The organism is Arthrobacter sp. Br18 (assembly GCF_000520555.1).
Lineage (GTDB): Bacteria > Actinomycetota > Actinomycetes > Actinomycetales > Micrococcaceae > Arthrobacter_D.
This window is the reverse complement of record NZ_KI914855.1, coordinates 1-23,041: the sequence shown is the minus strand read 5'-3', so window position 1 is coordinate 23,041 and position 23,041 is coordinate 1. Positions and strand designations below refer to the sequence as shown.

Sequence of the window (23,041 nt, the reverse complement as noted above, 5' to 3'; positions counted from 1 at the left end):
CTGCCGCACCAGGATGGGGACCGGCCACACGAGGTCCGGTCCCCGGGTGCCTGGTTCACGTCATGTTTCGCAACCTGCGCTGTTCCTGCCACTGGTCCCGGCCTAGTGTTTCGGGGTGACCTCCACCTCCCCCCGCCCCACTGAGCGCCGCCTGCCGCGCTGGGCCACCTCCTTCGGACCCCAGATCATCGCGGCCCTGATCATCGGCCTGGCACTCGGACTGCTCGCGAAATACTCCGGGCACACGGCGGACACCCCGACCGGCCTCGGTGCCACCCTCGAGACACTCGGCTCAAGCTACGTGGCACTGCTGCGCGCAGCCGTCGTGCCCTTGATCTTCACCGCCGTGGTGAGCTCGATCGCCAATCTGAGGGCCGTCAACAACGCGGCCCGCCTCGCCGGCCGGACGCTGCTCTGGTTCGCCATCACCGCGTCGATTTCCGTGCTGATCGGCATGGGCCTCGGTGTCCTGATCCAGCCGGGCGCCACCACGAACGCCACTGCACCCGATGAGTACACCGGCCGCACCGGGGACTGGTGGGCGTTCCTCACGGGCCTCATCCCGGGGAACTTCCTGGGCCTGGAGGCGTCCTCGGCCGTCGCTGAGAGCGGCGCCATCACGACCTCGGTGAACTTCAACGTCCTGCAGATCCTCGTGATTGCCGTGGCCGTCGGTATCGCCGCACTGAAGGCGGGCAGGCCGGCCGAGCCGTTCCTCGCCTTCAACTCCTCGGCGCTCGCCGTCATTCAAAAAGTCCTCTGGTGGATCATCCGCATCGCCCCGCTCGGCACCATCGGGCTGGTCGGCAACGCCGTTGCCGTCTACGGGTGGGACACCATCGGTTCGCTCGGCAAGTTCACCCTGGCCATCTACACAGGACTCGCACTGGTGCTCTTCGCGGTCTACCCCGTGTTCATCAAAATGCACGGGCTCTCCGTCGGCCAGTACTTCTCCGGAGCGTGGCCGGCAATCCAGCTGGCGTTCGTGTCGCGCTCCTCCGTGGGCACCCTTCCCCTGACCCAGCGCGTGACCGAGCGCAACCTCGGCGTCCCCCCGGCCTATGCCTCGTTCGCCGTACCCCTCGGTGCCACCACGAAGATGGACGGCTGCGCCGCCATCTACCCCGCGATCGCGGCGATCTTCGTCGCCCAGTTCTTCGGGATCGAGCTGGGTGTCACGCAGTACCTGCTGATCGCGCTCGTGTCGGTGCTCGGTTCCGCGGCGACCGCGGGCACCACTGGCGCCGTCGTCATGCTCACGCTCACGCTGTCCACACTGGGCCTGCCGCTGGCCGGCGTCGGACTCCTGCTCGCCGTCGATCCCATCCTCGACATGGGCCGTACCGCTGTGAACGTCGCCGGTCAGGCCCTGATCCCGACGATCGTGGCAAAAAGGGAGGGCATCCTCGATACCGCGCTGTACAACGCGAAGCGGACGGGCGATCCCTTCGCGGACGACACCATCACAGAAACGGCAGCTGGAACCGACGGCCGGGGCGCCGCCGGCGGTTCACCTGCGCTCACCCGCTAGCGACCGGTCCGGAGCGGACCGGTTCAGAGTCGACGTCTGGAAGTGCATAGGCTGGGTGCATGACTCCGCGCCTTGTCCTCGCCTCCGCATCCCCTGCCCGCACCAAACTCCTGACCGCGGCGGGCATCCGGCACAATGTTTTTGCCTCCGACGTCGACGAAGCGGCAGCCGCCGCCGGCTACGGCGACCTTGATCCCTCCGACACCTCGCTCCTACTCGCCCGCGTCAAGGCCGAGGCGGTCGCCTCGCTCGGCGACGCCCACGACGCCCTCGTGATCGGCTGCGACTCCATCTTCGAATTCGAGGGCGAGGCGCACGGCAAGCCCTACGAGCCCGCGACGGCCCGCGAGCGGATCCGGCGCATGCGCGGGGCTTCCGGCGTCCTTCACACGGGCCATTGGCTGGTGGACAACCGGGAGAACGGCTCGGGTGCGACGATTGGTGCCGTCAGCTCGGCCACGGTCCACTTCACCGGCATGTCCGACGGCGAGGTGGACCGTTACGTCGCCAGCGGGGAACCACTGCAGTGCGCGGGATCCTTCACGCTGGACGGTCTGGGCGGTGCGTTCATCGAGCGCGTGGAGGGCGACCCCCACGCCGTCGTCGGGATCAGCATTTCGACGCTGCGCCAGCTGCTCGGCTCGGCCGGCGTCGGCATCACCGACTTCTGGGAGTAGGGCGGGGCCTTGTAGCATTCCTACAATGAATAGCGGTCCAACACTCCCCGACGGCACGATCCATAGGCGATAGCTCCAAAAAACAGCTAGGCTCCGAACAAATACGAAGGAGCTACATCCCCTATGAGCGAGCCCGCATCCGGCACTGCCCAGCCTCCCACTGCCCGTCCGGACTACCGAAGCCATTCCGGCCCCGTCACGAAGGTGCTCATAGCGAACCGCGGCGAAATCGCGGTGCGGGTCATCCGTGCCGCAAGGGATGAGGGAATCGCCTCCGTCGCCGTGTACGCCGACCCTGACCGCGATGCCCTCCACGTCCGCCTCGCCGATGAGGCGTTCGCGCTGGGTGGAGATACCGCAGCGGAGTCCTACCTCCTCATGGACCGCATCCTGGAGGCGGCTGAGCGCAGCGGGGCGGACGCCATCCACCCCGGCTATGGATTCCTTTCGGAGAATGCCGAATTCGCCCAGCGCGTGATCGACGCCGGCATCACCTGGGTGGGCCCCTCACCCGCCTCGATCGCCCAGCTGGGCGACAAGGTGCAGGCACGGCATATCGCCGAGCGCGTCGGCGCACCACTGGTGCCCGGGACCAAGGATCCCGTGGCGTCGGTGGAGGAAGTTCTCCGGTTCGCCGACGAGTTCGGCCTGCCCCTGGCCATCAAGGCCGCCTTCGGCGGCGGTGGCCGCGGCATCAAGGTGGTCCGCAGCAGGGAGGAGATTCCGGAATCGTATGAGGCGGCCGTCCGCGAAGCCACGGCGGCGTTCGGCCGCGGCGAGTGCTTCGTTGAACGCTTCCTCGACGCACCCCGGCACGTGGAAACACAGTGCCTCGCGGACGCGCACGGCGGCATCGTGGTGGTCTCGACGAGGGACTGCTCGCTGCAGCGCCGGAACCAGAAACTGGTGGAGGAAGCGCCTGCGCCGTTCCTCAGTCCTCAGCAGAACGAACAGCTGTACACGGCGTCGAAGGCAATCCTCAGGGAAGCCGGCTATCAGGGAGCCGGCACCTGCGAGTTCCTTGTGGGCCAGGACGGCACCATCTCCTTCCTCGAGGTCAACACCCGCCTGCAGGTGGAGCACCCGGTCTCCGAGGAGGTCACGGGACTTGACCTTGTCCGGGAGCAGTTCCGGCTCGCGCGCGGCGAAGCCCTCGGCTATGGGGATCCGGAGATCCGCGGGCATTCCTTCGAATTCCGCATCAACGGCGAGGACGCCGGCCGCGGCTTCCTGCCCGCTCCCGGATCGGTGCGGACCCTGAGACTTCCCACCGGGCCGGGCGTTCGCGTGGACTCGGGGGTGGAGGAAGGCGAGGTGATCGGCGGCAATTTCGATTCGATGCTGGCGAAGCTGATAGTCACCGGGGCCTCACGCGCGCAGGCGCTGCAGCGCGCCCGTCGGGCCATCGCCGAGATGCAGATCGAGGGCATGCCCACTGTCCTACCCTTCCATGCGGCAGTGGTCTCGGACCCGGCTTTCGCGCCGGCGTATGGGCCCTTCACCGTGCACACCCGCTGGATCGAAACCGAATTCGACAATTCGATCGAGCCCTGGCAGCCGAGCGGAGCGGAGGCGGCACCCGAGGAGGACCAGCGCCAGCGCGTGACCGTCGAGGTCGGCGGGCGCCGGCTTGAGGTGGTGATTCCCGCAGGTCTCGGAGGGGGCGCGGTGAAGACCTCGCCCGGCAAGCCCAAGAAGTCACTGCGTCCGCGCGCCGGCACCGCGGCGTCGAACGGGGATGAGCTCACGTCGCCCATGCAGGGCACGATCGTCAAGGTGGCCCTGAGCAACGGCGCAAAAGTGACTGAGGGAGACCTCGTCGTCGTGCTTGAGGCCATGAAGATGGAACAGCCGCTCACCGCCCACAAGTCCGGCAAGCTGTCGGGATTGACGGCGGTTCAGGGAGACACCGTTTCCGCCGGTTCGGTGATCGCCAAGATTCACGACTAGCTCCTCCTGGCGGGAATTCGACCGGAGCGGCCGGCGTCGGACCCGCAGTGGACCCGGGGTAACGGCCCGGTCCTACCCGCTCCTGCCTTCGCCTCCGCCGTTCCCGGCGCCTCTGCCGTTGCTGTTGTCGTTCCTGGTGTCACCGGCACCCTGACCGCCTGCCCCGTCACCGGGTTCTGCCCCGTCATTGGGTTCCCTGCCGCCTCCGGAGTTGCCCTCCGGTGCGTCGTCCTCTGCGTCGTCCGCATCATTCTCCGCGTCCCGAACGTCCTCATCCGCACCGCCGGGAGCATCCGATCGATCCGGTGGAACCAGCGCGGGATCACTCGGCCCGGGAGCGGGGACCGTGGCCGGCGCGGGGGCGGTATCCTCGGCAGGCGCAGGGGCGGGCAAGGTGGCCGGAGCAGGCACCGGGACGGGCACCCGCTCCGCTGGGCCGGCCGGGAGTTCCTCCGTCGGGACCCCGCTCGTCGGGGCCTGGTTCGCCTCGCCCGATTGCCCGGCGTCCTCCTCGAGTGCTTCTATCACAGCGTCGATGCGCAGCGAAATCAGGTCACGGCGCTCCTCCGGCAGCTCTCCCGCACCGTGCGCCGCCGTCACATCCGCCTGGAGATCGGCCGCCCGTGCCATGGCACCCGCGCTGTCACCCGACGCCGCGAGCTGGGCTATTCCACGCACCCCGGACTGGAAGCGGTCGCTCAACGCTGAATCGATCGAGGGACCCCCGCACCCTGCCAGGAAGAGCGCACCGGCGAGAACCCCTGCAGCGCCGACCCGACCCGCCCGGCTCCGCTTCGCCCAACCCCTGGCCCTGGCCTTCATGGCTGCACACTTTCGTAGAGTTCCTCGAGCTTCTCGCCCGTCAGGCCGGGAACTGCCGGTAGGGGTTCGGGGTCGGGATCGGTCCCGCCGGCCAGGCCGCCCGAAAGGGTCAGGAAAATCAGCACGATCAGGGAAACCAGCACTGCCAGTCCGGCCACAATGACGCCGGAGCTCCGCCGGGCACGCGGCGTGGGGCCGGTAACGGCAGCGCCCGGCCCGGTCGGCGTTGCCGGCCGCGGACGGGTTCCTGCGTCGGCCTGTACGGGAGGCCGGACCGGTCTGATACCCGGGTCCACCGTCAGTGCGGCGGTCGCGGGTCCCGCGGTGAGGTCGGATGCCGCGTAAGGAGGGCCTGCCTCGGTCGGAGCCGGACTGCTGCCGGCGTTCCCGCCCAGGGCCTGGACGACGTCGTTAGCTGTCGGGCGGTCCGCGGGGTCGTCGGTGGTCATGGCAGCCAGCAGGAGGGTGAGCTCCGCCCCGGCCCGGCGGGGAATGGACGGACTCCGGTGCAGGCGCGCGAGGGCGCTCTCCAGGCCCGCCCCGGGAAAGGCCCGCTCACCCGACAGCGCCTCGATCAGCACGAGCCCCAGGGAGTAGACGTCGGTGGAGATACCAACCTCTCCGCCCCGCGCCTGCTCCGGGCTGAAATAGGCGGCACTGCCGATCACCTGGTTCGTTGCCGTCATGCGGCCGCCGTCGAAGAACCGCGCTATCCCGAAGTCGGTCAGCAGGTAGGCAAACAGGCCGCTCTCCGGCTCGACGTTCCGGGTCAGGATGTTCGAGGGCTTGAGGTCCCGGTGCATCACCCCGCGGCCGTGGATGTAGGAGAGTGTCCGGGCCAGGTCCAGCCCCAGTCGGCGGACCTGGCCCAGATCCAGCGCACCGGCCCGCAGGCGCCGGTTGAGGTCAGGCCCGGGCACGTACTCCATGACGAGATAGGCACCGTCGCCAGCTGTCTGTCCGGTGTCCATGTCCAGGACGCGCACCAGACCGGGGTGATCGAGGCCGGCGAGCAGCCTCGCTTCAGCGGATCCCCTCTCGATCCCGTCCGCGGTCCCGGGGCGGAAGACCTTGACGGCGACGTCTCGCTCCAGCCGTGTATCCCTGGCCACGAAGACGTCGGCCATGCCGCCCGAACCAACCCGTTCAGTGAGGTCGTACCGCCCACCCGCGAGTGTCTGCACGTGTGTCCCGCCCTTCCGTTCGCCCCGCCTCCATAGATGCTAAGCAAGCTTCCTTTTATCCAGTCTACTGGCATCACCACCGCCGCACGCATCGGATGTGCCCGCGGCAAGGGCGGCACTGTGGACGGCAGCGGCGCGGCACTCTCGGCTGCTTCGAGCTATGGGTGCCGCGCCGCTGTCGGCCCGTGCAGTACCGGGTTCGCGCTGGACCCGGATCAGGCGATGTTGTTCTCGTAATCGTTGTCGCGGGTTTCGCGGGACATCCACAGGGCCACGAAGGTCAGGGCAGCGGCGACCGTGAGATACAACCCCACGAGGACGGTGCTGCCGTCCGCCAGCTGCCAGAGTGCGACGGCCACGAAGGACGCCGGTGCTGCGCCGATCATGCTCGAGACGTTGTAGGCGACGGCGGATCCCGTGTAGCGGACGTTGGCGGGGAAGAGTTCTGGGAGCACCGCGGCCATGGGACCGAAGGTAAGCCCCATGAGCGTGAATCCGACGATCAGCAGCACCATGGCGCCTACGGTTCCCGCTCCGAACAGTGGAGCCCACAGCAGGCCGAAGACGGCGATGCCCACGGTGGTGCCGAGGAGCATCTTGCGGCGTCCGAAGCGCTCCGCAAGCGGCCCGGAGACGAGGGTAAAGATTCCGAAGAACACCACACCGATGATCAGCATCCACAGGAAATCGGTGCGTGCCATACCGAGGCCGGGCACGAAGGCGGCTGCCTGCGCGTCGGTGAATTCCCTGCCCGCGGCTTCGGTCCGGGCCTGTGCCTGCTCGAGGCTCGACGGCGCGGTTCCGTAGGTGAGCGTGAACGCGGTCATGAAGTAGAAGAGCACGTAGGTGGCGAACATGATGAAGGTGCCGAGGACCAGTGCACGCCAGTGGGAGCGGAACGTGGTGCCGAGTGGGAGCTTGACCACCTTGCCTTCGGTACGGACCTTCTGGAAGGACGCGCTCTCGATGAGCTTGAGCCGCACGTAGAGGCCGATGATCACCATCACCGCACTCAGCAGGAACGGTACGCGCCAGCCCCAGGCCAGGAACTCCTCGGGGGTGAGCGTGGTGCTCAGCAGGACGAACAGCAGGTTCGCCAGGATGAAGCCGATCGGCGCCCCGAGCTGCGGGAAGGTGCCGTAGACGGCTCGTTTGCCTTCCGGAGCGTTCTCGGTGGCCAGGAGTGCTGCACCGCTCCACTCGCCGCCGAGGGCGAGACCCTGGAGGAAGCGCAGCACCACCAGCAGCAAGGGTGCGAGGAACACCCAGCCCGGGTTGGTCGCGGCGGGAAGCAGGCCGATCAGGAAGGTGGCGATTCCCATGGTCAGCAGTGAGGCCACGAGGGTGGTCTTGCGGCCGACCTTGTCCCCGAAGTGGCCGAAGACAATAGAACCCAGCGGGCGCGCGACGAAGGCGACGCCGAAGACGGCGAAGGAGCTGAGCAGCTGGTTCGCGTCCGACTGGTTCGGGAAGAACAGGGCCGGGAACACCAGCACCGCAGCGGTGGCATAGATATAGAAGTCGTAGAACTCGATGGTGGTGCCGATAAGGCTTGCAAAAACCACCTTTCCCCGGGAATTCAGGGGTTTGGTGGTCCCGCGTGATACTGCGGGTGTGGAAGATGACATGTCTACGGCTTTCTCACGCATGGCACGCGGCCCGGAAGCGGATGCCTCATCCGGCGTGCGGAAGCAACAGGTGAACCCAAGTATTCGACCACTTGTGTCCATCAGGTGGATAAGCCTGTCCGGATGCTGGACAGGCGGAACAGATTGATTCTACCGCCCACCTGTCCGTCCCGGAGCGCTACCGGAGCCCTACCGGGGCGCTAGAGGTGCACGTGCAGGCGCCGCGCCGCTTCCGAGATGGAGCCGGTGAGCGACGGGTACACCGTGAAGGTATTCGCGACGTCGTCGACGTGGAGTTTCTTGGTGACTGCAAGCGCAAGCGGGAAGATGAGCTCCGACGCGCGGGGGCCCACGACGACGCCGCCGATGACCGTTCCGGAGCCCTTGCGCGAGATGACCTTCACGAAGCCGTCCTTGACGCCCATCATCTTGGCGCGGGCGTTGGTGTGCAGGGAAAGTTTGATGATGTCGCCCTGGTAGCGGCCGGATTCGACGTCGGCCTCGGAGACGCCCACCGTGGCGATCTCGGGCGAGGTGAAGATGTTGGAGGCCACCTGCTTGAGCTTCAGCGGCGTGACGGTGTCACCCATCAGGTGGGCCATGGCGATGCGCCCCTGCATTGCCGCCACCGAGGCGAGGGCCAGGACTCCGGTGCAGTCGCCCGCTGCGTAGACATTGGGAGCGGTGGTCCGGGAGACGCCGTCCACCGTGATGTGGCCCGACGCGCCCACGGCCACACCGGCGTTCTCCAGACCGATTCCCTCGGTGTTCGGGATCGCGCCGACCGCGACGAGGCAGTGCGTCCCCTCGACGGTGCGGCCATCCGCGAGACGGACCATTACTCCGTTCGCCGTGCGTTCGACAGCGCTGGCCCGGGCCTCGGAGAGTACCGTCATCCCGCGGTCGCGGAACACGCCCTCCAGGACCTCCGCGGCGTCGGCGTCCTCGCCGGGAAGCACGCGGTCGCGGCTCGAGACGAGGGTGACCTTGGAGCCGAGCCCGTTGTAGGCGGAGGCGAACTCGGCACCAGTGACGCCCGAGCCCACCACGATGAGGTGCTGCGGAATCTCGGTGAGGTTGTAGAGCTGCGTCCAGTTGAAGATACGTTCGCCGTCGGGCATCGCGTCAGGCAGCTCGCGCGGATGGGAACCCACGGCGAGGAGCAGGGCGTCGGCTTCGACGATGGTCGTGTCGCCGCCGCCGTCGGGCACCACCTCGATGCGGTGGTTGTCGAGGAGTGTGCCGGTGCCGATGAGAATGCGGACACCGAGGCGTTCAAGTGTCTGCCGGATGTCCGACGACTGTTCGAGGGCAAGCTTCAGCAGGCGCTGGTTGACGCGGTGGAGGTTGGCGGACACTGCGGTCTCATCGGCGAACTCGACGCCGAGATCGTGGGCGTCGACAAAGCGCGTCATGGTGTCGGCGGTGGCGATCAGCGTCTTTGAGGGTACGACGTCGGTGAGGACGGCGGATCCGCCGAGCCCCTGCCGTTCCACAATGGTGACGTCGGCACCGAGGGAGGAAGCCACCATGGCCGCCTCGTACCCGCCGGGCCCTCCGCCCAGGATCGCCAGGCGCAAGGAGCTGAAATCTAGTTGGTTGGTCACAAGTGTCGATTCTCCCTTATTCACGGCGGCGGCTCAAAACACGGCGGGAGGGTAAGTTGTACCGGTGATGAATGATCCATTTGACCTGGCCCGCAGCGCCGCTGACCATCTTGCCCGCGCCACCGGCGTCCAATCCCACGACATCGCCCTGGTGCTGGGATCCGGCTGGAGTGAGGCCGCCGGGTTGATCGGCGAGACCACTGCCAGCCTCGATGCGTCCGAGGTTCCCGGGTTCTCCGCCCCCGCCGTCGCCGGCCACGTGGGAACCATCCGTTCGGTACTCACCCCCACGGGTAAGCGTGCGCTCGTGCTCGGCGCGCGCACGCACTTCTACGAGGGCAAGGGCGTCCGGGCCGTGGTCCATGGGGTGCGCACCGCAGCCGCCGCCGGCGTGGGGACCCTGATCCTCACCAACGGGTGCGGCGGGCTGAAGGAGCACTGGCAGCCCGGCACTCCGGTGCTGATCAGCGACCACCTCAACCTGACAGCGTCCTCGCCGCTTGAGGGCGCAACCTTCGTGGATCTCACCGACCTCTACTCCGAGCGCCTGCGCCGGCTGGCGCTTGCGGTCGACCCCTCACTGGAGCAGGGCGTCTACGCACAGTTCCCCGGCCCGCACTACGAGACCCCGGCAGAGGTGCAGTACGCGAAGCGGATCGGTGCCGACCTCGTGGGAATGTCCACCGCGCTCGAGGCGATCGCGGCACGCCACGCAGGCATGGAGGTGTTCGGCATCTCGCTCGTGACCAATCTCGCTGCCGGCATCAGTCCGGTGCCCCTCAGCCATTCCGAGGTTCTCGAGGCCGGCCACGCCGCCGGACCCCGAATCTCCCGGTTGCTCGCGGACATCGTCGCCAAGCTGTAGGGACAGCAGTTATCCCTCCGCCCGTACATTCCGCCCTCCGTTAGGTTCCTATGGTCCACCCCGAGCTTGATTCCCTGCTGGCCCAGGCCGAGGCATGGGCAGCAGCAGATCCCGATGCCGCCACCGCCGAGGAGCTCCTCGCCCTCGTGGCCCGTGTGCGGTCGGCCGAGCACCCCGGCGCCGCGGCCGAGCAGGAACTCCTCGACCGTTTCTCCGGTCCGCTGCTCTTCGGCACCGCCGGACTGCGCGCCGCCCTGGGTGCGGGTCCCAACCGCATGAACCGCGTCGTCGTGCGCCGTGCCGCCGCCGGTGTGGCGGCACACGCCCTGCGTCTTGCGGACGGCTCCGGTACCCCCTACGTGCCGCGCGCGGTGATCGGCTACGACGCCCGGTACAACTCGAAGGTCTTCGCTGAGGAGACCGCCGCGATCTTCACGGCGGCCGGCATGGAGACCTTCCTCCTGCCGTCCGCGCTCCCCACCCCGGTGCTCGCCTACGCGGTGAGGGCCCTGCAGTGCGAGGTGGGGATCATGGTGACGGCGAGCCATAATCCTCCTGAGGACAACGGCTACAAGGTGTACCTGGGCGGCCGTGCCGTCGAGGAGGATGCCCGCGGTGTGCAGATCGTTGCGCCGCACGACGTCGGCATTGCGTCCTCCATCGCCGCGGTCGGAGCACTTGCCACGGTCAGGCTCGCGCCGGCCGGCTGGAACGTACTCCCCGAATCCCTGGAGAAGGACTACGTCACCGCTGTTGCGGCGCTGGCCGACCCGGCGTCGCCCGCACGGGACCTGCGGATCGTCCTCACTCCGCTGCACGGCGTGGGCGGCCGCACTGCCCGGGCGGTCCTGGCTGCCGCAGGCTTCGACGACGTGACGCTGGTGGCGGAGCAGGCCGAGCCCGACCCAGACTTTCCCACGGTCGCGTTTCCGAATCCCGAAGAGCCCGGCGCCCTGGACCTCGCGCTCGAGACGGCAGCCGCCGCCGGTGCCGACCTCGTCATCGCCAACGACCCCGATGCTGACCGCGTGGCGCTTGCGGCAGTGGACCCCTCGACCGGGTCGTGGAGGATGCTCCGCGGTGACGAGGTGGGGACGCTCCTGGGACTGCACCTTGCTGCACGGCTTCCCGCCGTTCCCGGAGCATCGCGGGTCTTCGCGAATTCGATCGTGTCATCACGGCTCCTGGGGAAAATTGCAGCGGCCGCCGGCATCGCCCACGTCCAGACGCTGACCGGTTTCAAATGGATCGCCCGCGTCCGGAACCTTGCCTACGGCTACGAGGAAGCGCTCGGTTACTGTGTGGCGCCCGGCATGGTCCGCGACAAGGACGGCATCTCCGCCGCCCTGCTCCTCGCCGAACTTGCCGCGGCGACGAAGGCAGGCGGACGAACCCTCTTCGACCTGCTCGACGACGCCTTCCTGGCCCACGGGCTCCACGCGGCGGATCAGGTGTCGGTGCGCGTGGCGAACCTGGGGTCGCTCGGCGTCCTGATGGAACGTCTCCGGAAAGACCCGCCGCAGTCCTTCGCCGGTTCACCTGTGGACACCCTGCAGGACCTCGCACAGGGTTCGGATGCCCTGCCTCCCACCGACGGCCTGCTGTACCTGACGCGGGATTCTACCCGGGTGATCATCCGGCCGAGCGGCACCGAGCCGAAGCTCAAGTGCTACCTCGAAGTGGTGGAGCCGGCCGGCTCCGCTGCCGCGCTCCGGGACGCCAAAGCGACGGCCCGCGCCCGGCTCGATGCCGTGAGGATCGACGTCGGAACGGCGCTGGGTTTCTGAGTTGTCCCGACGTCCCGGGGGAAGTCTGATCCCGTGGAAAGATGGATCCATGCCCAGCGACATTTCCCTTGCGTCCTACATCGACTCCACCCTCCTGAAGCCCGAAGCGAGCCGGGAGCAGATCCTTTCGGTGTGTGCCGAGGCCGCGGAATACCGGTTCAAATCCGTCTGCGTGAATCCGTTGTGGGTAGGCACCGTCCACACCGCCCTGAAGGGAAGCGGTGTTCTCACCTGCTCGGTGATCGGCTTCCCGCTCGGGGCCACCCCTCCCGAGGTGAAGGTCGTCGAGGCCCGCGGTGCGGTGGCTGACGGCGCCGACGAGATCGACATGGTCATCAACATCGCCGCAGCGCGGGCGCAGGATGCTGAAGCACTGGAACTCGAGATCCGGGCGGTGGCTGACGCCGTCCACGAAGGCGGGGCTATCCTGAAAGTGATCATCGAGACCTCGTTGCTGACGGATGAGCAGAAAGTCCTTGCCTGCACGGCTGCCGTGGCCGCCGGAGCCGATTTCGTGAAGACGTCGACGGGCTTCAACGGCGGAGGCGCGACCGTCGAGGACATCGCGCTGATGCGCAAAGCCGTGGGACCGGACCTCGGCGTCAAAGCCTCGGGCGGTGTCCGTTCGCTCGAGGACGCGCGGGCTCTGATCGACGCCGGCGCAACGCGGATCGGCGCGAGCTCAGGAGTCGCTATCGTTAAGGGTGAACAGGGCGCCGCAGGTTACTGACGGCACGACGGTTTTTGATCTCCGAGGAGTTTTCGCATGGCGCAGAAAGCAGACAACCAGTCCCCCGCCAACGCCGGAAGGGGACATCTGGTCAGCAACATCCTGGTGTTCGCCCTGATGTTCGGCATGTTCCTCCTCGGCGTGTACGTCCTCACGTGGTCCGACGGCACCAACGTCTGGCCTTTCGGGGTATGCATCGGTCTTGCCTTCCTGGCGTTCTTCATTCCGCAGGGCATCATCGGCCGTGCGGACACCGGATACGACCTTGCCGAGGGCAACCGGACCGACAAGAAGGAAACCTCGGCAAAGGTCGATTCCTAGCCTGCCGCACCACTGCTTCGGTGTCGCTTGCCGGAGCAGCGCAGCGGCCTATGGGGTGAAGATCGACTCCAAAACGGTCTGCGTCCACTGGAGGATCTCGGCGTCCACGAGGTCGCGGCCACCGATTCGAGCGGTCTTCGGCTTCGGCACCAGCACCGCGTTGAGCGCCGGCTTGATCGACGCCCCCGGGTACATACGGGCCAGGCGCATCTGCTTGGACTCGGGCAGGTCCGCCGGAGCGAACTTGATGAAGTTTCCCTGGAGCGCCACGTCGGTGAGGCCCACCGCACGCGCGGCCACCCGGAAACGGGCCACGGCAATGAGGTTCCCGACGGCGGCGGGCGGCTCCCCGTACCGGTCCCCCAACTCCGCGACGACGCCGTCGATCGCCTCGTGCGTGAGCGCGGAGGCGAGCTTGCGGTAGGCCTCGAGGCGAAGGCGCTCCCCCGGCACATAGTCGTGCGGAAGGTGCGCATTGACCGGAAGTTCGATCTTCATCTCGGCGGCCTTCTCCTCGGCCTCGCCGCGGAAGTTCGCCACCGCCTCGCCCACCAGCCGGATGTAGAGATCGAAGCCGACGCCCTGGATATGGCCGGACTGCTCTCCACCCAGCATGTTGCCCGCCCCGCGGATCTCGAGGTCCTTCAGCGCCAGCTGCATACCCGCGCCGAGTTCGTTATGGGAGGCCACTGCCTTCAGACGCTCGAGGGCGATCTCGCCGAGCGGCTTCTCCGACGGGTAGAGGAAGTAGGCGTAGGCGCGCTCGCGTCCGCGCCCCACCCGTCCGCGCAGCTGGTGCAGCTGTGACAGACCGTAGGAATCGGCCCGGTCCACGATCAGCGTGTTGGCGTTGGAGATGTCCAGCCCGGTCTCGATGATGGTGGTGCACACCAGCACGTCGAAGCGCTTCTCCCAGAAGTCGACGATGATCTGCTCCAGCCGCGACTCACTCATCTGCCCGTGCGCCACGGCGACCCGCGCTTCGGGGACGAGCTCCTTCAGATGCGCCGCAGTGCGGTCGATCGAGGACACCCGGTTGTGGACGAAGAACACCTGGCCCTCCCGCATGAGCTCACGCCGGATGGCCGCGGAGGCCTGCTTGTCGGTGTACGGGCCCACATAGGTGAGGACCGGGTGCCTCTCCTCCGGCGGCGTGGCCAGGGTGGATGTTTCGCGGATACCGGTCAGCGACATCTCGAGGGTGCGTGGAATAGGAGTGGCGCTCATGGCCAGCACATCCACGTTGGTGCGCATTTTCTTGAGCGCTTCCTTGTGCTCCACGCCGAACCGCTGCTCCTCGTCCACGATCACGAGCCCCAGGTCCTTGAACTCCATCTCCTTCGACAGCAGCCGGTGGGTACCGATGACGACGTCGACGGCACCTGACACCAGCCCCTCCGCCGTCTCGCGCGACTCCTTGGTGCTCTGGAAGCGCGACATCGGCCGCACCCGCACGGGGAAGCCGGAGAAGCGCTCGGAGAACGTCTCGAAGTGCTGCTGCACCAGCAGCGTGGTGGGCACCAGGACGGCAACCTGCTTGCCGTCCTGCACGGCCTTGAACGCCGCGCGGACCGCGATCTCCGTCTTGCCGTAGCCGACGTCGCCGGAGACCAGCCGGTCCATCGGAACCTCGCGCTCCATGTCCGCCTTGACCTCGTTGATCGTGGTCAGCTGGTCAGGGGTCTCGACGTAGGGGAACGCCTCCTCGAGTTCACGCTGCCACGGCGTGTCCGGAGCGAATGCATGCCCGCGGGAGGCCATCCTCGCGGAATACAGCCGGATCAGCTCCCCGGCAATCTCCTTGACGGCCTTCCGTGCCTGGTTCTTGGTCTTGCTCCAGTCCGAGCCGCCCATCTTGCTCAGGGCCGGGGCGTCGCCGCCCACGTACCGGGTGACCTGGTCCAGCTGGTCGGTGGGCACGAACAGGCGGTCGCCCGGGGCGCCCCGTTTGGACGGCGCGTACTCCAGCACCAGGTATTCGCGGATGGTCCTGGTGGGGCCGGCTCCGGTGGACCGCTGCATCAGCTCGACGAACCTCGCCACGCCGTGCTGCTCATGCACCACGAAGTCGCCCTCCTTGAGCTGCAGCGGGTCGACCGCGTTGCGGCGCCTCGAGGGCATCTTGCGCATGTCCCGCGTGCCGGCGGCACTGGTGCGGCCGAGGAGGTCGGCTTCGGTCAGCAGGCCGATCTTCAGTCCGTCCACCACGAAACCGCGGCCCGCGCACGCCGTCGTGATCTCGATGATGCCGGGCTGCGGCAGCTTCTCGAGCGACTCGACGCGACTGGTGGGGATGTCGTTGTCGTGGAACAGCTCCGCCAGCCGCTGTGCCGGCCCCGGGCCCTCGGTGGCCACCACCACGCGCCAGGAGTCGCGGACCCGGCCGCCGATGAAGTCCATCATCTCGGCGACATCCCCCTGGTAGCCGCGGGGTTCACGCGCCTGCAGTGTGAAGGTATCGACGTCGGAGAGTTCCTCGTCCGTCCCGAAGGACGTGATGGCCCACCAGGCGACGTCATTGGCCAGCGCGGTGGCCCGGGTGTCGGTCAGTGACCGGAAGCTGGCGGCCTGCAGGTCGGTGCCCAGCTCACCGCTGAGGTCGAGCGGTGCCGCACCCCCCTCGGAGGCCGTGGACCATGCCGCAGCAAGGAACTCCTCATTGGTTGCCGCGAGGTCATGGGCACGCGCGCGCACCTTCTCGGGCTCGATGATGACGGCGATGGACCCGGCAGGCAGCTCGCCTGCGAACGGCACCATCGCATCCACCAGGACGGGTGCGAGGGATTCCATGCCCTCTACGGTGATCCCACCGGCGATCTTCTCGAGCATGGCGGCTGCAGCGGGCAGTTGCGGCCCCAGGCGCGCGGCCCGCGACATCACCGACGGCGTAATGAGGATTTCGCGACACGGCGGCGCGTACAGCGCCGTCGGAGGTTCTCCTGAGGTGAGGGAGCGCTGGTCGGCGACGGCGAACCACCGCATCGCCTCCACCTCGTCGCCGAAGAACTCGATCCGGAGCGGGTGGTCCTCGGTCGGCGGGAAGACATCGATGATGCCACCACGGACAGCGAACTCCCCGCGGTGCGTGACCATGTCCACACGGGCGTAGGCGGCGTCGGCGAGCGCTGTGACCACCGCCGTGAAGGCCATCTCATCCCCCACTTTCAGCGACACCGGCTCAAGGTCTCCCAGACCCGCGACGAGGGGCTGGACGACCGCCCGGATGGGAGCGACGATCACGCGGATGGGCGAGCCGCCGGGATGGGCAAGGCGGCGGAGCACCGAAAGGCGGCGACCCACGGTGTCGGAGCGCGGGGAGAGCCGCTCGTGCGGGAGCGTTTCCCAGCTGGGGAACTCCTCGATCTCCGATGCGGGCAGATAGCTGCGCAGCGCACCGGCGAGATCCTCCGTTTCGCGGCCGGTCGCGGTGACTGCCACGACCACCGGAGGCGTGACGGACGGGTCGGTGGGACCGGCGGCGTCGCGCAGGCCATCCACTATCTCCGCGAGGAGCGGTGCGCGAAGCCCTGCGGGCGCTCCGATCTGCAGGTCGGTGCTCCGCTCGTCACCGGACCGGGAAGCGTTGGCGCGGACGCGCGCGTAGGAGGCGTCCTCGATCAGCGCGGCGCGCAGTCCGTTCAAACCCATGTCTCCGGCTCCTCGTCCTCAAGGTGGTGGCGACACCACGAAAGCCCGGAATTCAGCGAAGTCCGGGGATGCTTCAAGCGTACCGCGCAACCCTGTCGGTTCGCGTTGCCGGGTGCCGGGTGCCGGGTGCCGGGTGCCGGGTGCCGGGACAAGCGGTAGGTACTGCAGCGGCAGGCAGTGCACCAGTATTGTGCAGCCGCACCAGTGGCGTTCTGCGTCATACTGGGAGTCCCTGTTCTCCTCCGAACGTGCGGCTGGGGCTGTACGGAAAGTAGGACCGCATCTTCTCCATACCGCCGTTGCCGCCGTCAGCCCGGCCCGCTCCTTTGGGACGCCGGGTTGCACCCCTGGTCCTGGGTCTCACGCTTGCCCTGTCCGGCTGCACGACCGACGGGAATCCGGCTCCCGGCACGGCACCCGTCGAAGCCGAAGCCGCCCCGGAAGCGGTGGTGCTCGTGCCGACACCGGAGTCCCCCGCAGTCTTTTCTTCCGGTGCAGGAGCGTCCTCGCTCGCCGCGAGCCGGGCCTTCTTCGCCTCCAGCCCGGTGGCCGTGGTTCTTGCCGACGACGGACTTGATCGATCGCCAGATGAACCGGCAGCCCTCATCGGGCCCGCCGCCACGGCGGCGGCGGGGCTTGGCGTGCCGCTGCTGGTGGTCGATTCTCCCGGCGGCGAATCGGGCGTTCCGGCGGAACTTGAGCGGCTCGGCGCCGGATCGGTCGTGCTGTTCGGAACGCCTGCGGCAGGATGGGAGCCGGTCGTGGGCGGACTGCAGCAGGTCAAGGGTCCAGACGATGTCGCGGGCTTCCAGGAGAACCTCCAGTTGACGGTCCAGGCTTCGACCGTCGAGCCCGGCGCGCTTGTCGACGTGATCGCCGCTGCGCAGCCGGGTGAGGACCTCACACTTCCGGTGGTGGCGCCACCGGCACCGGCACCGGCACAAGGGTCCTCGCAGGCGATATCGCAGGCACCGACACCCTCGTCCCCTGCCGCTCCGGCGAATCCAGCAACAGGCCAGGCTCCGGCGACAAGCTCCGATTCCGGCAAGGTCCAGGCCCTACTGCCGGACTTCGCCCGAGCGCAGGAGCCGGCACACGCCGTCGTCCTCACCACCACGGACCCCGCGTCAGCCGGAGCGGTCGCCACCGCACGCGCCGCCGGCGCCCTCGTCCGGGTGGTCGCGGAGGCCGATCCGCGCGCCGATCCAAAGACCATCGCCTTCCTGCGCGAGCACCGGGACCGTGCGGTATTCGGTGTCGGTGATGATTTCGGCGACCAGGGCACCTTCGCGGCGCATACCGCCGTCGCCCTCGAAGCGCCGGAATTGCCGGGTGGCGGGCAGACCGTCTTTCCCGGCCGGAGGATGGTTGCCCTGTACGGCCACCCGAGCGGTGGAAGCCTGGGCGTGCTCGGGGAGCAGGGAATTGACGCCGCCATCCGACGCGCCCAGGACACCGCGGCGCTCTACGCCCCCCACAGCAGCGAACCGGTGATCCCCGCCTTCGAGATCATCACCACCGTCGCAAGTGCTGACGCGGGAGCCGACGGCGATTACTCCACCGAGACCCGGCCGGAGGACCTCGAGCCCTGGATCGACGCCGCGGAAGAAGCGGGCGTCTACGTGGTCCTGGATCTGCAGTCCGGCGGAAGCAGCTTCCCTGACCAGGCGAAGCTGTATGAAGAGCTGCTGAAACGGCCGCACGTGGGACTCGCCCTCGATGCCGAATGGCGGCTCGCACCGGGTCAACGGCCACTCGAGCAGATCGGTTCGGTGACCGCCGCCGAGATCAATGAGACGTCCACCTGGCTGGCGGACCTCACCCGGGACAACAACCTCCCGCAGAAACTCCTGATCCTGCACCAGTTCAACCTGGGCATGATTCCCGATCGGGATGCCGTCGATGTCAGCCGCACCGAGCTGGCGATCAGCCTACATGCTGACGGGCACGGAACACCGCGCGAGAAGCTGGAGACCTGGAACGTGCTCCGCAAAGGCCTGCAACCGGAAATCCGGATGGGCTGGAAGAACTTCTACGACGAGGATTCCCCCACCTTCACTCCGGAACAGACGTTCACCGATGTCCAGCCCACGCCCTGGTTCGTCTCCTATCAATAGCCCCTCGTGCCCGGACGACGACCCCGCCGTCGACCACCATCAGGCGGAACAAGGCCGTAGGATTGCTGAAGAAAACCGCCCCACACCACCCCCGGAGAAGCCATGGCCCTGAGCGCCTCGACCACCCTGCCCTACACCGTGCCGACAGTCATCGAGGTTTTCACCGACAAGGGCTTCCTGGAGCACATGAGCCGGAAGGCGGGCGGCTCGCTGGAGTCCATGATGCTCGACGGCGACACCTCCGGCGCGTTCACGCTCGTCGCGGTGCGCACCATGCCTACAGACCGCCTGCCTGACATGGCGCGGAAGTTCGTCGGCGAGACCCTCACCGTCACCCAGACCGAGCACTGGACAACACCCGACGCCGATGGATCCCGCCAGGCGCAGGTCGAGATGACGGTCGCGGGGGTACCCCTCAACGTGGCGGCCGTGCAGAGCCTCATCGCTGAGGGCGAATCGACACGGATCGACCTCCAGGGGTCGGTCACCTCCTCCATCCCCTTCCTCGGTGGCAAGGTTGCCGGTGCTGCCGAGCCGATGATCGGCAAGGCCCTCAGTGTCCAGGCCGAGGAAGCGCAACGCTGGCTCAGTAACCGCTGACGACACCCACCACCGAACCTACCTTCGCCGGGAGCACCGACCGTGTCACTGCCTACACCCCTCGCCCTCGTCCTGATTCTTGCCGGAGTCTGGACGCTGATCGTGTGGCCGCCGTTCCTCCGGCGTATCCTCAAGGACCCCCGCGCCCGGGATGGGAAGGGAGCACCCACCCGCTTCCTGACGGTGCACCTGATGCTCATCTCGACGTCGATGATTCTGGGTCTGGCGACGGCAATCATCGGCGTGCGGGCGCTGGCAGGTTAGTCCTGCCGGACACTGCAGACCAAGCACAGATCAAGGAGCCACTCATGAGTGACGGACCGCCGACCGATTCTCCGGTGCCGGACAGACTGCACGGCGCGAGGCCTGTCGTCCTCCAGCGCGGCAGTTATCCCGAGTACCTCCGCATCAACGAGATCCTCCGCAAGGAGACAGTAGGCGGGATCCTGCTCCTGATCGCGGCGGTCCTGGCACTGATCTGGGCGAATTCTCCGTTCTCGGACTCCTACTTCGCCATCCGGGACTTCGAGTTCGGCTATGAGCCCTGGCACCTCAGCCTGACCGTCGGCAAGTGGGCCTCCGACGGACTGCTCGCCATCTTCTTCTTCCTGATAGGTCTTGAACTCAAGCGTGAGTTCGTCGCGGGTGACCTCCGCAAGGTCAGCCGTGCCATCGTTCCCGTCGCAGCAGCAGCCGGCGGTGTGCTCGTCCCGGCCCTGATCTATACGGCGGTCAACCTGTCCTCCCCCGACACGCTGCGCGGCTGGGCGATTCCCACCGCGACGGACATCGCGTTCGCCCTTGCTGTCCTGGCAGTGATCAGTTCCCACCTGCCCGCCGCCCTGCGGATCTTCCTGCTGACCCTCGCGGTAGTGGATGACCTCATCGCCATCGCCATCATCGCCTTTTTCTATTCGGAGGATGTGCAGCTGAACTTCCTGCTGTGGATGCTGCTCCCGCTAGGGCTTTTCGGTCTGCTGGCACAGAAGAAGGCCAAATTCTTCGGTTCAAGCACGGGCCCCGCCTGGCTCATCCTCCTGCCGCTGGGAATAGCCACCTGGGCGCTCATGCACGCCTCGGGTGTCCATGCCACCGTCGCGGGAGTACTCCTCGGTTTCCTGGTTCCGGTGCTGAGGAAGAAACACGGCAAAGTCGCCCTCCCCCGCCCCAACAAACCGGGCCTCGCAGAGATCCTTGAGCACCGGTTCCGGCCCCTGTCCACAGGCATCGCCGTACCCCTGTTCGCCTTCTTCTCGGCCGGCGTCACGGTCGGCGGCGTGGAAGGATTCGTGTCGGCGCTGGGAGACCCCGTGCTGGTCGGGATCGTGCTCGGCCTCGTCCTGGGCAAGCCGGTCGGCATTCTCCTCACCACGTGGGCCGTCACCAAGACCACGAAGGCGACCCTGGATCCGGGGCTCAGCTGGTGGGACATCCTCGGTGTCGGCATCCTGGCCGGCGTGGGCTTCACGGTCTCCCTGCTGGTCAACGATCTCAGCTTCGGTGCAGGCACCGAGCACCAGGACAACGCCAAGGTGGCCATCCTGACGGCCTCCGTGACATCGGCGCTGCTGGCCACCGTAGTGCTGCGCATCCGCAACAAGCGTTATGCACGGATCAACGACGCCGACACGATCGATTCCGACTCGGACGGCGTACCCGACGCCTTCGAAGAACGGGACCGTTGAAAGGTCCGATGGCCGATCCTGCACAGCACCCCATCGGTCCGGGTGTGCCCGGACGGCATCCGGGCCGCCGCCGCAGAATCGTGCTCAGTGAGACCGCCCTCACCATCACCCTTTTCCTCACGGTGATCCTCGGGCTCATCCAGAATCCGCGGCTGCTGGAGAGTGAAGCCCTGGTCACCGGCCTGCTCGTGCATTTGGTGGTGCTGGGGGCGTGCCTGGCCACCCCCTGGTCCGCGGTGCCGGTCCGCGCAGCCCTCATCATCCCCCTGCTGGATTTCGTTGCGCTCGGTTTCATCCGTTCCGGAGCCGGCGAGAGTCTGAGCGGCGTCGGCCTGCTCGCAGCTTTCCCTGTAGTCTGGCTTGCGGCCTCGCGGATTCCCATCGCGGGGGCCGTCGGTACCGCGTTCGTCGGCTCCGTCTCGCTGGTCTGGGTACCTCTGCTTCTCACGGAGGACAACCTGTCCCTCCGGAACTTCGTCCAGCCGTTCCTCTTACCGATCATGCTCACCGGGCTTGCCGTATTCGTCGCTGCCCTGACCAGCGACCGCCGCAACCAGCAGGAGGCGTTGTGGGCTTCGCAGGCGGCACTTCGCGCGAGCAACGAGGCCGGCAGCAAGCGTGAGCGGCTCCTCAGCACAGTCCTTGAGACCGTCGACGTCGGAGTGCTCGCGGTGGACGCCGACGGCCACGACATCCTGATGAACGCCCGGCAGCGGTCCGTGCACGCGGCATCAGCGCCGCCCGGCAACGACGACCCGAACGAGGCGCAGCTCCTCGTCTACGGGCCGGACAGGGAAACCCTCCTTCCTCCGGACGAGCGGCCGGTGAGGAGGGCCGTGCTGGGCGAGGGCCTCACCGCCGAGCAGGTCTGGCTTGGCGGAGGCCGCAACCAGCGGTCGCTGTCGGTCTCCTCACGGTCCATGATCGACGAGGACGGCGCCGTCGCCGGAACAGTGATCTCCTTCATGGATGTCACCGACCTTGCGCTGGCCCTTCAGGCGAAGGACGACTTCCTCTCGAATGTCTCCCACGAGTTCCGCACGCCGCTCACCTCGATTCTCGGTTACCTTGAACTCACGCTCGAGGGCGGGGGGAGCCTCCCTCCCGCGGTGCACGGCTATCTGGAAGTGGCCCGGCGCAATGCGCTCCGGCTCGAGCAACTCGTCGAGGACCTCCTGGCGATCAATGCCGGAACATTCAAGGTGCAGCGGGAACTGTGCGATGTCGGCCGCATCCTTTCGGAGGCCGTGAGTTCGGTGCAGGTGAAGGCAGCGCGGGCGGGAGTGGACGTGGTGAACGCGGCACCGCCGGAGCTGATGGCCGTGGCCGACCCGGGCCGCCTCGCCCAAGCGGTGGACAATCTGATCTCGAACGCGGTGAAGTACAACCGCCGCGGCGGGACCATCACGCTGGCGGCGGCGGTCGAGAACGGCTGCCTGCGTCTCGAGGTGACCGACACGGGAATAGGGATCGATTCGGCCGACCTCAGCCAGGTCTTCGACCGATTCTTCCGCTCTCCCTCCGTCCGCACCTCGACAGTGCCCGGCGTCGGCCTGGGTCTCCTGATTACGAAGACCATCGTGATCGAGCATGACGGCACCATTTCCGTGACCAGCGAACCCGGCGTCGGGAGCACCTTCACGATACGGTTCCCGCAGGACAGCCGTGCCATCGCGGAAATCCTCAAGGACAGTAAAGCCGCGGCCAGCCTGTAGCATTGCTTGTCGGGCCCTTGACGATCTCCCGCAGACATCACCTCCCGAGACGCGCGACGTGTGCCCGCAAAGACCGCCCGACAGCAGAGGCTCCACAATCTTCCCAACCTTCCCGCCGCAGGTGAATGCGCTGTACGCGGCCGCCGTGGTGTCAGCGGGTAGGTATCTTCCTGA

Annotated in this window: 17 protein-coding genes; 12 read left to right on the top strand and 5 right to left on the bottom strand. The window is 67.6% G+C overall.

Going from position 1 to position 23,041, the window contains the following annotated elements:
• Nucleotides 1–115: 115 nt before the first annotated feature.
• The 3 genes from Y704_RS0107120 (at nt 116) to Y704_RS0107110 (ending at nt 4,158) form a co-directional block, all read left to right on the top strand.
• Nucleotides 116–1,531, top strand: coding sequence for a dicarboxylate/amino acid:cation symporter (locus Y704_RS0107120; RefSeq protein ID WP_026549607.1), 1,416 nt, complete (start codon nt 116–118; stop codon nt 1,529–1,531).
• Nucleotides 1,532–1,590: 59 nt separating this feature from the next.
• Nucleotides 1,591–2,208, top strand: coding sequence for a Maf family protein (locus tag Y704_RS0107115; protein WP_026549606.1), 618 nt, complete (start codon nt 1,591–1,593; stop codon nt 2,206–2,208).
• A gap of 123 nt (nt 2,209–2,331) precedes the next feature.
• Nucleotides 2,332–4,158, top strand: a complete 1,827-nt coding sequence (locus Y704_RS0107110) for an acetyl/propionyl/methylcrotonyl-CoA carboxylase subunit alpha (protein WP_051476790.1) — start codon at nt 2,332–2,334, stop codon at nt 4,156–4,158.
• A 72-nt stretch (nt 4,159–4,230) separates the two neighbouring features.
• On the opposite strand, the gene Y704_RS0107105 is transcribed toward Y704_RS0107110, so the two are convergent.
• From Y704_RS0107105 to Y704_RS0107090, 4 genes are all read right to left on the bottom strand, one after another.
• The gene (locus tag Y704_RS0107105) at nt 4,231–4,980 is read right to left on the bottom strand and encodes a hypothetical protein (protein WP_026549604.1); all 750 of its coding nucleotides are present in this window, start codon (nt 4,978–4,980) and stop codon (nt 4,231–4,233) included.
• The gene (locus Y704_RS0107100) at nt 4,977–6,164 is read right to left on the bottom strand and encodes a serine/threonine-protein kinase (protein WP_026549603.1); all 1,188 of its coding nucleotides are present in this window, start codon (nt 6,162–6,164) and stop codon (nt 4,977–4,979) included. Before Y704_RS0107100 ends, Y704_RS0107105 begins: the two co-directional genes overlap by 4 nt.
• A gap of 215 nt (nt 6,165–6,379) precedes the next feature.
• Nucleotides 6,380–7,792, bottom strand: a complete 1,413-nt coding sequence (locus Y704_RS0107095) for an MFS transporter (RefSeq protein WP_026549602.1) — start codon at nt 7,790–7,792, stop codon at nt 6,380–6,382.
• A 200-nt stretch (nt 7,793–7,992) separates the two neighbouring features.
• Entirely contained in the window at nt 7,993–9,399 is a 1,407-nt protein-coding gene (locus tag Y704_RS0107090) for an NAD(P)H-quinone dehydrogenase (protein WP_026549601.1), read from the bottom strand.
• A 67-nt stretch (nt 9,400–9,466) separates the two neighbouring features.
• Between Y704_RS0107090 and Y704_RS0107085 the strand changes: the two genes are divergently transcribed.
• The 4 genes from Y704_RS0107085 to Y704_RS19600 are packed head-to-tail and all read left to right on the top strand — an operon-like array spanning nt 9,467 to nt 13,102.
• Nucleotides 9,467–10,264 (top strand): purine-nucleoside phosphorylase, encoded by a 798-nt coding sequence (locus Y704_RS0107085; RefSeq protein ID WP_026549600.1) that lies wholly within the window; start codon nt 9,467–9,469, stop codon nt 10,262–10,264.
• A gap of 50 nt (nt 10,265–10,314) precedes the next feature.
• Nucleotides 10,315–12,051 (top strand): phospho-sugar mutase, encoded by a 1,737-nt coding sequence (locus Y704_RS0107080; protein ID WP_026549599.1) that lies wholly within the window; start codon nt 10,315–10,317, stop codon nt 12,049–12,051.
• Nucleotides 12,052–12,100: 49 nt separating this feature from the next.
• A complete protein-coding gene (deoC, locus tag Y704_RS0107075) occupies nt 12,101–12,781 on the top strand; it encodes a deoxyribose-phosphate aldolase (protein ID WP_026549598.1) in 681 nt (226 codons plus the stop codon).
• Between the two features lie 36 nt (nt 12,782–12,817).
• Nucleotides 12,818–13,102 carry a hypothetical protein gene (locus Y704_RS19600; protein WP_035771919.1) on the top strand — a complete coding sequence of 95 codons (285 nt, stop codon included), beginning with the start codon at nt 12,818–12,820 and terminating at the stop codon, nt 13,100–13,102.
• Nucleotides 13,103–13,150: 48 nt separating this feature from the next.
• On the opposite strand, the gene mfd is transcribed toward Y704_RS19600, so the two are convergent.
• On the bottom strand, nt 13,151–16,750 hold the full coding sequence (gene mfd, locus Y704_RS0107065) for a transcription-repair coupling factor (RefSeq protein ID WP_026549597.1): 3,600 nt from the start codon (nt 16,748–16,750) through the stop codon (nt 13,151–13,153).
• 299 nt (nt 16,751–17,049) lie between these two features.
• Here mfd and Y704_RS0107060 point away from each other — a divergent pair, with 299 nt between their 5' ends.
• The 5 genes from Y704_RS0107060 to Y704_RS19595 all read left to right on the top strand — a co-directional run bounded on the left by Y704_RS0107060 (nt 17,050) and on the right by Y704_RS19595 (nt 22,867).
• The gene (locus tag Y704_RS0107060) at nt 17,050–18,867 is read left to right on the top strand and encodes a hypothetical protein (RefSeq protein WP_051476789.1); all 1,818 of its coding nucleotides are present in this window, start codon (nt 17,050–17,052) and stop codon (nt 18,865–18,867) included.
• Between the two features lie 102 nt (nt 18,868–18,969).
• Nucleotides 18,970–19,467 carry a DUF2505 domain-containing protein gene (locus tag Y704_RS0107055; RefSeq protein WP_026549595.1) on the top strand — a complete coding sequence of 166 codons (498 nt, stop codon included), beginning with the start codon at nt 18,970–18,972 and terminating at the stop codon, nt 19,465–19,467.
• 42 nt (nt 19,468–19,509) lie between these two features.
• Nucleotides 19,510–19,731 carry an SCO4848 family membrane protein gene (locus Y704_RS0107050; RefSeq protein WP_026549594.1) on the top strand — a complete coding sequence of 74 codons (222 nt, stop codon included), beginning with the start codon at nt 19,510–19,512 and terminating at the stop codon, nt 19,729–19,731.
• Nucleotides 19,732–19,775: 44 nt separating this feature from the next.
• Entirely contained in the window at nt 19,776–21,152 is a 1,377-nt protein-coding gene (gene nhaA / locus Y704_RS0107045; protein ID WP_026549593.1) for a Na+/H+ antiporter NhaA, read from the top strand.
• Nucleotides 21,153–21,160: 8 nt separating this feature from the next.
• Nucleotides 21,161–22,867 carry a sensor histidine kinase gene (locus Y704_RS19595; RefSeq protein WP_051476788.1) on the top strand — a complete coding sequence of 569 codons (1,707 nt, stop codon included), beginning with the start codon at nt 21,161–21,163 and terminating at the stop codon, nt 22,865–22,867.
• The last annotated feature ends 174 nt before the right edge of the window (nt 22,868–23,041 follow it).

What these genes read in the sequence shown, in the direction of transcription:
- Y704_RS0107115 (WP_026549606.1), top strand. Translation starts at nt 1,591, where the DNA reads ATGACTCCGCGCCTTGTCCTCGCCTCCGCATCCCCTGCCCGCACCAAA.
- Y704_RS0107110 (WP_051476790.1), top strand. Translation starts at nt 2,332, where the DNA reads ATGAGCGAGCCCGCATCCGGCACTGCCCAGCCTCCCACTGCCCGTCCG.
- Y704_RS0107105 (WP_026549604.1), bottom strand. Translation starts at nt 4,980, where the DNA reads ATGAAGGCCAGGGCCAGGGGTTGGGCGAAGCGGAGCCGGGCGGGTCGG.
- Y704_RS0107095 (WP_026549602.1), bottom strand. Translation starts at nt 7,792, where the DNA reads ATGTCATCTTCCACACCCGCAGTATCACGCGGGACCACCAAACCCCTG.
- Y704_RS0107085 (WP_026549600.1), top strand. Translation starts at nt 9,467, where the DNA reads ATGAATGATCCATTTGACCTGGCCCGCAGCGCCGCTGACCATCTTGCC.
- Y704_RS0107080 (WP_026549599.1), top strand. Translation starts at nt 10,315, where the DNA reads ATGGTCCACCCCGAGCTTGATTCCCTGCTGGCCCAGGCCGAGGCATGG.
- deoC (WP_026549598.1), top strand. Translation starts at nt 12,101, where the DNA reads ATGCCCAGCGACATTTCCCTTGCGTCCTACATCGACTCCACCCTCCTG.
- Y704_RS19600 (WP_035771919.1), top strand. Translation starts at nt 12,818, where the DNA reads ATGGCGCAGAAAGCAGACAACCAGTCCCCCGCCAACGCCGGAAGGGGA.
- mfd (WP_026549597.1), bottom strand. Translation starts at nt 16,750, where the DNA reads ATGGGTTTGAACGGACTGCGCGCCGCGCTGATCGAGGACGCCTCCTAC.
- Y704_RS0107055 (WP_026549595.1), top strand. Translation starts at nt 18,970, where the DNA reads ATGGCCCTGAGCGCCTCGACCACCCTGCCCTACACCGTGCCGACAGTC.
- nhaA (WP_026549593.1), top strand. Translation starts at nt 19,776, where the DNA reads ATGAGTGACGGACCGCCGACCGATTCTCCGGTGCCGGACAGACTGCAC.
- Y704_RS19595 (WP_051476788.1), top strand. Translation starts at nt 21,161, where the DNA reads ATGGCCGATCCTGCACAGCACCCCATCGGTCCGGGTGTGCCCGGACGG.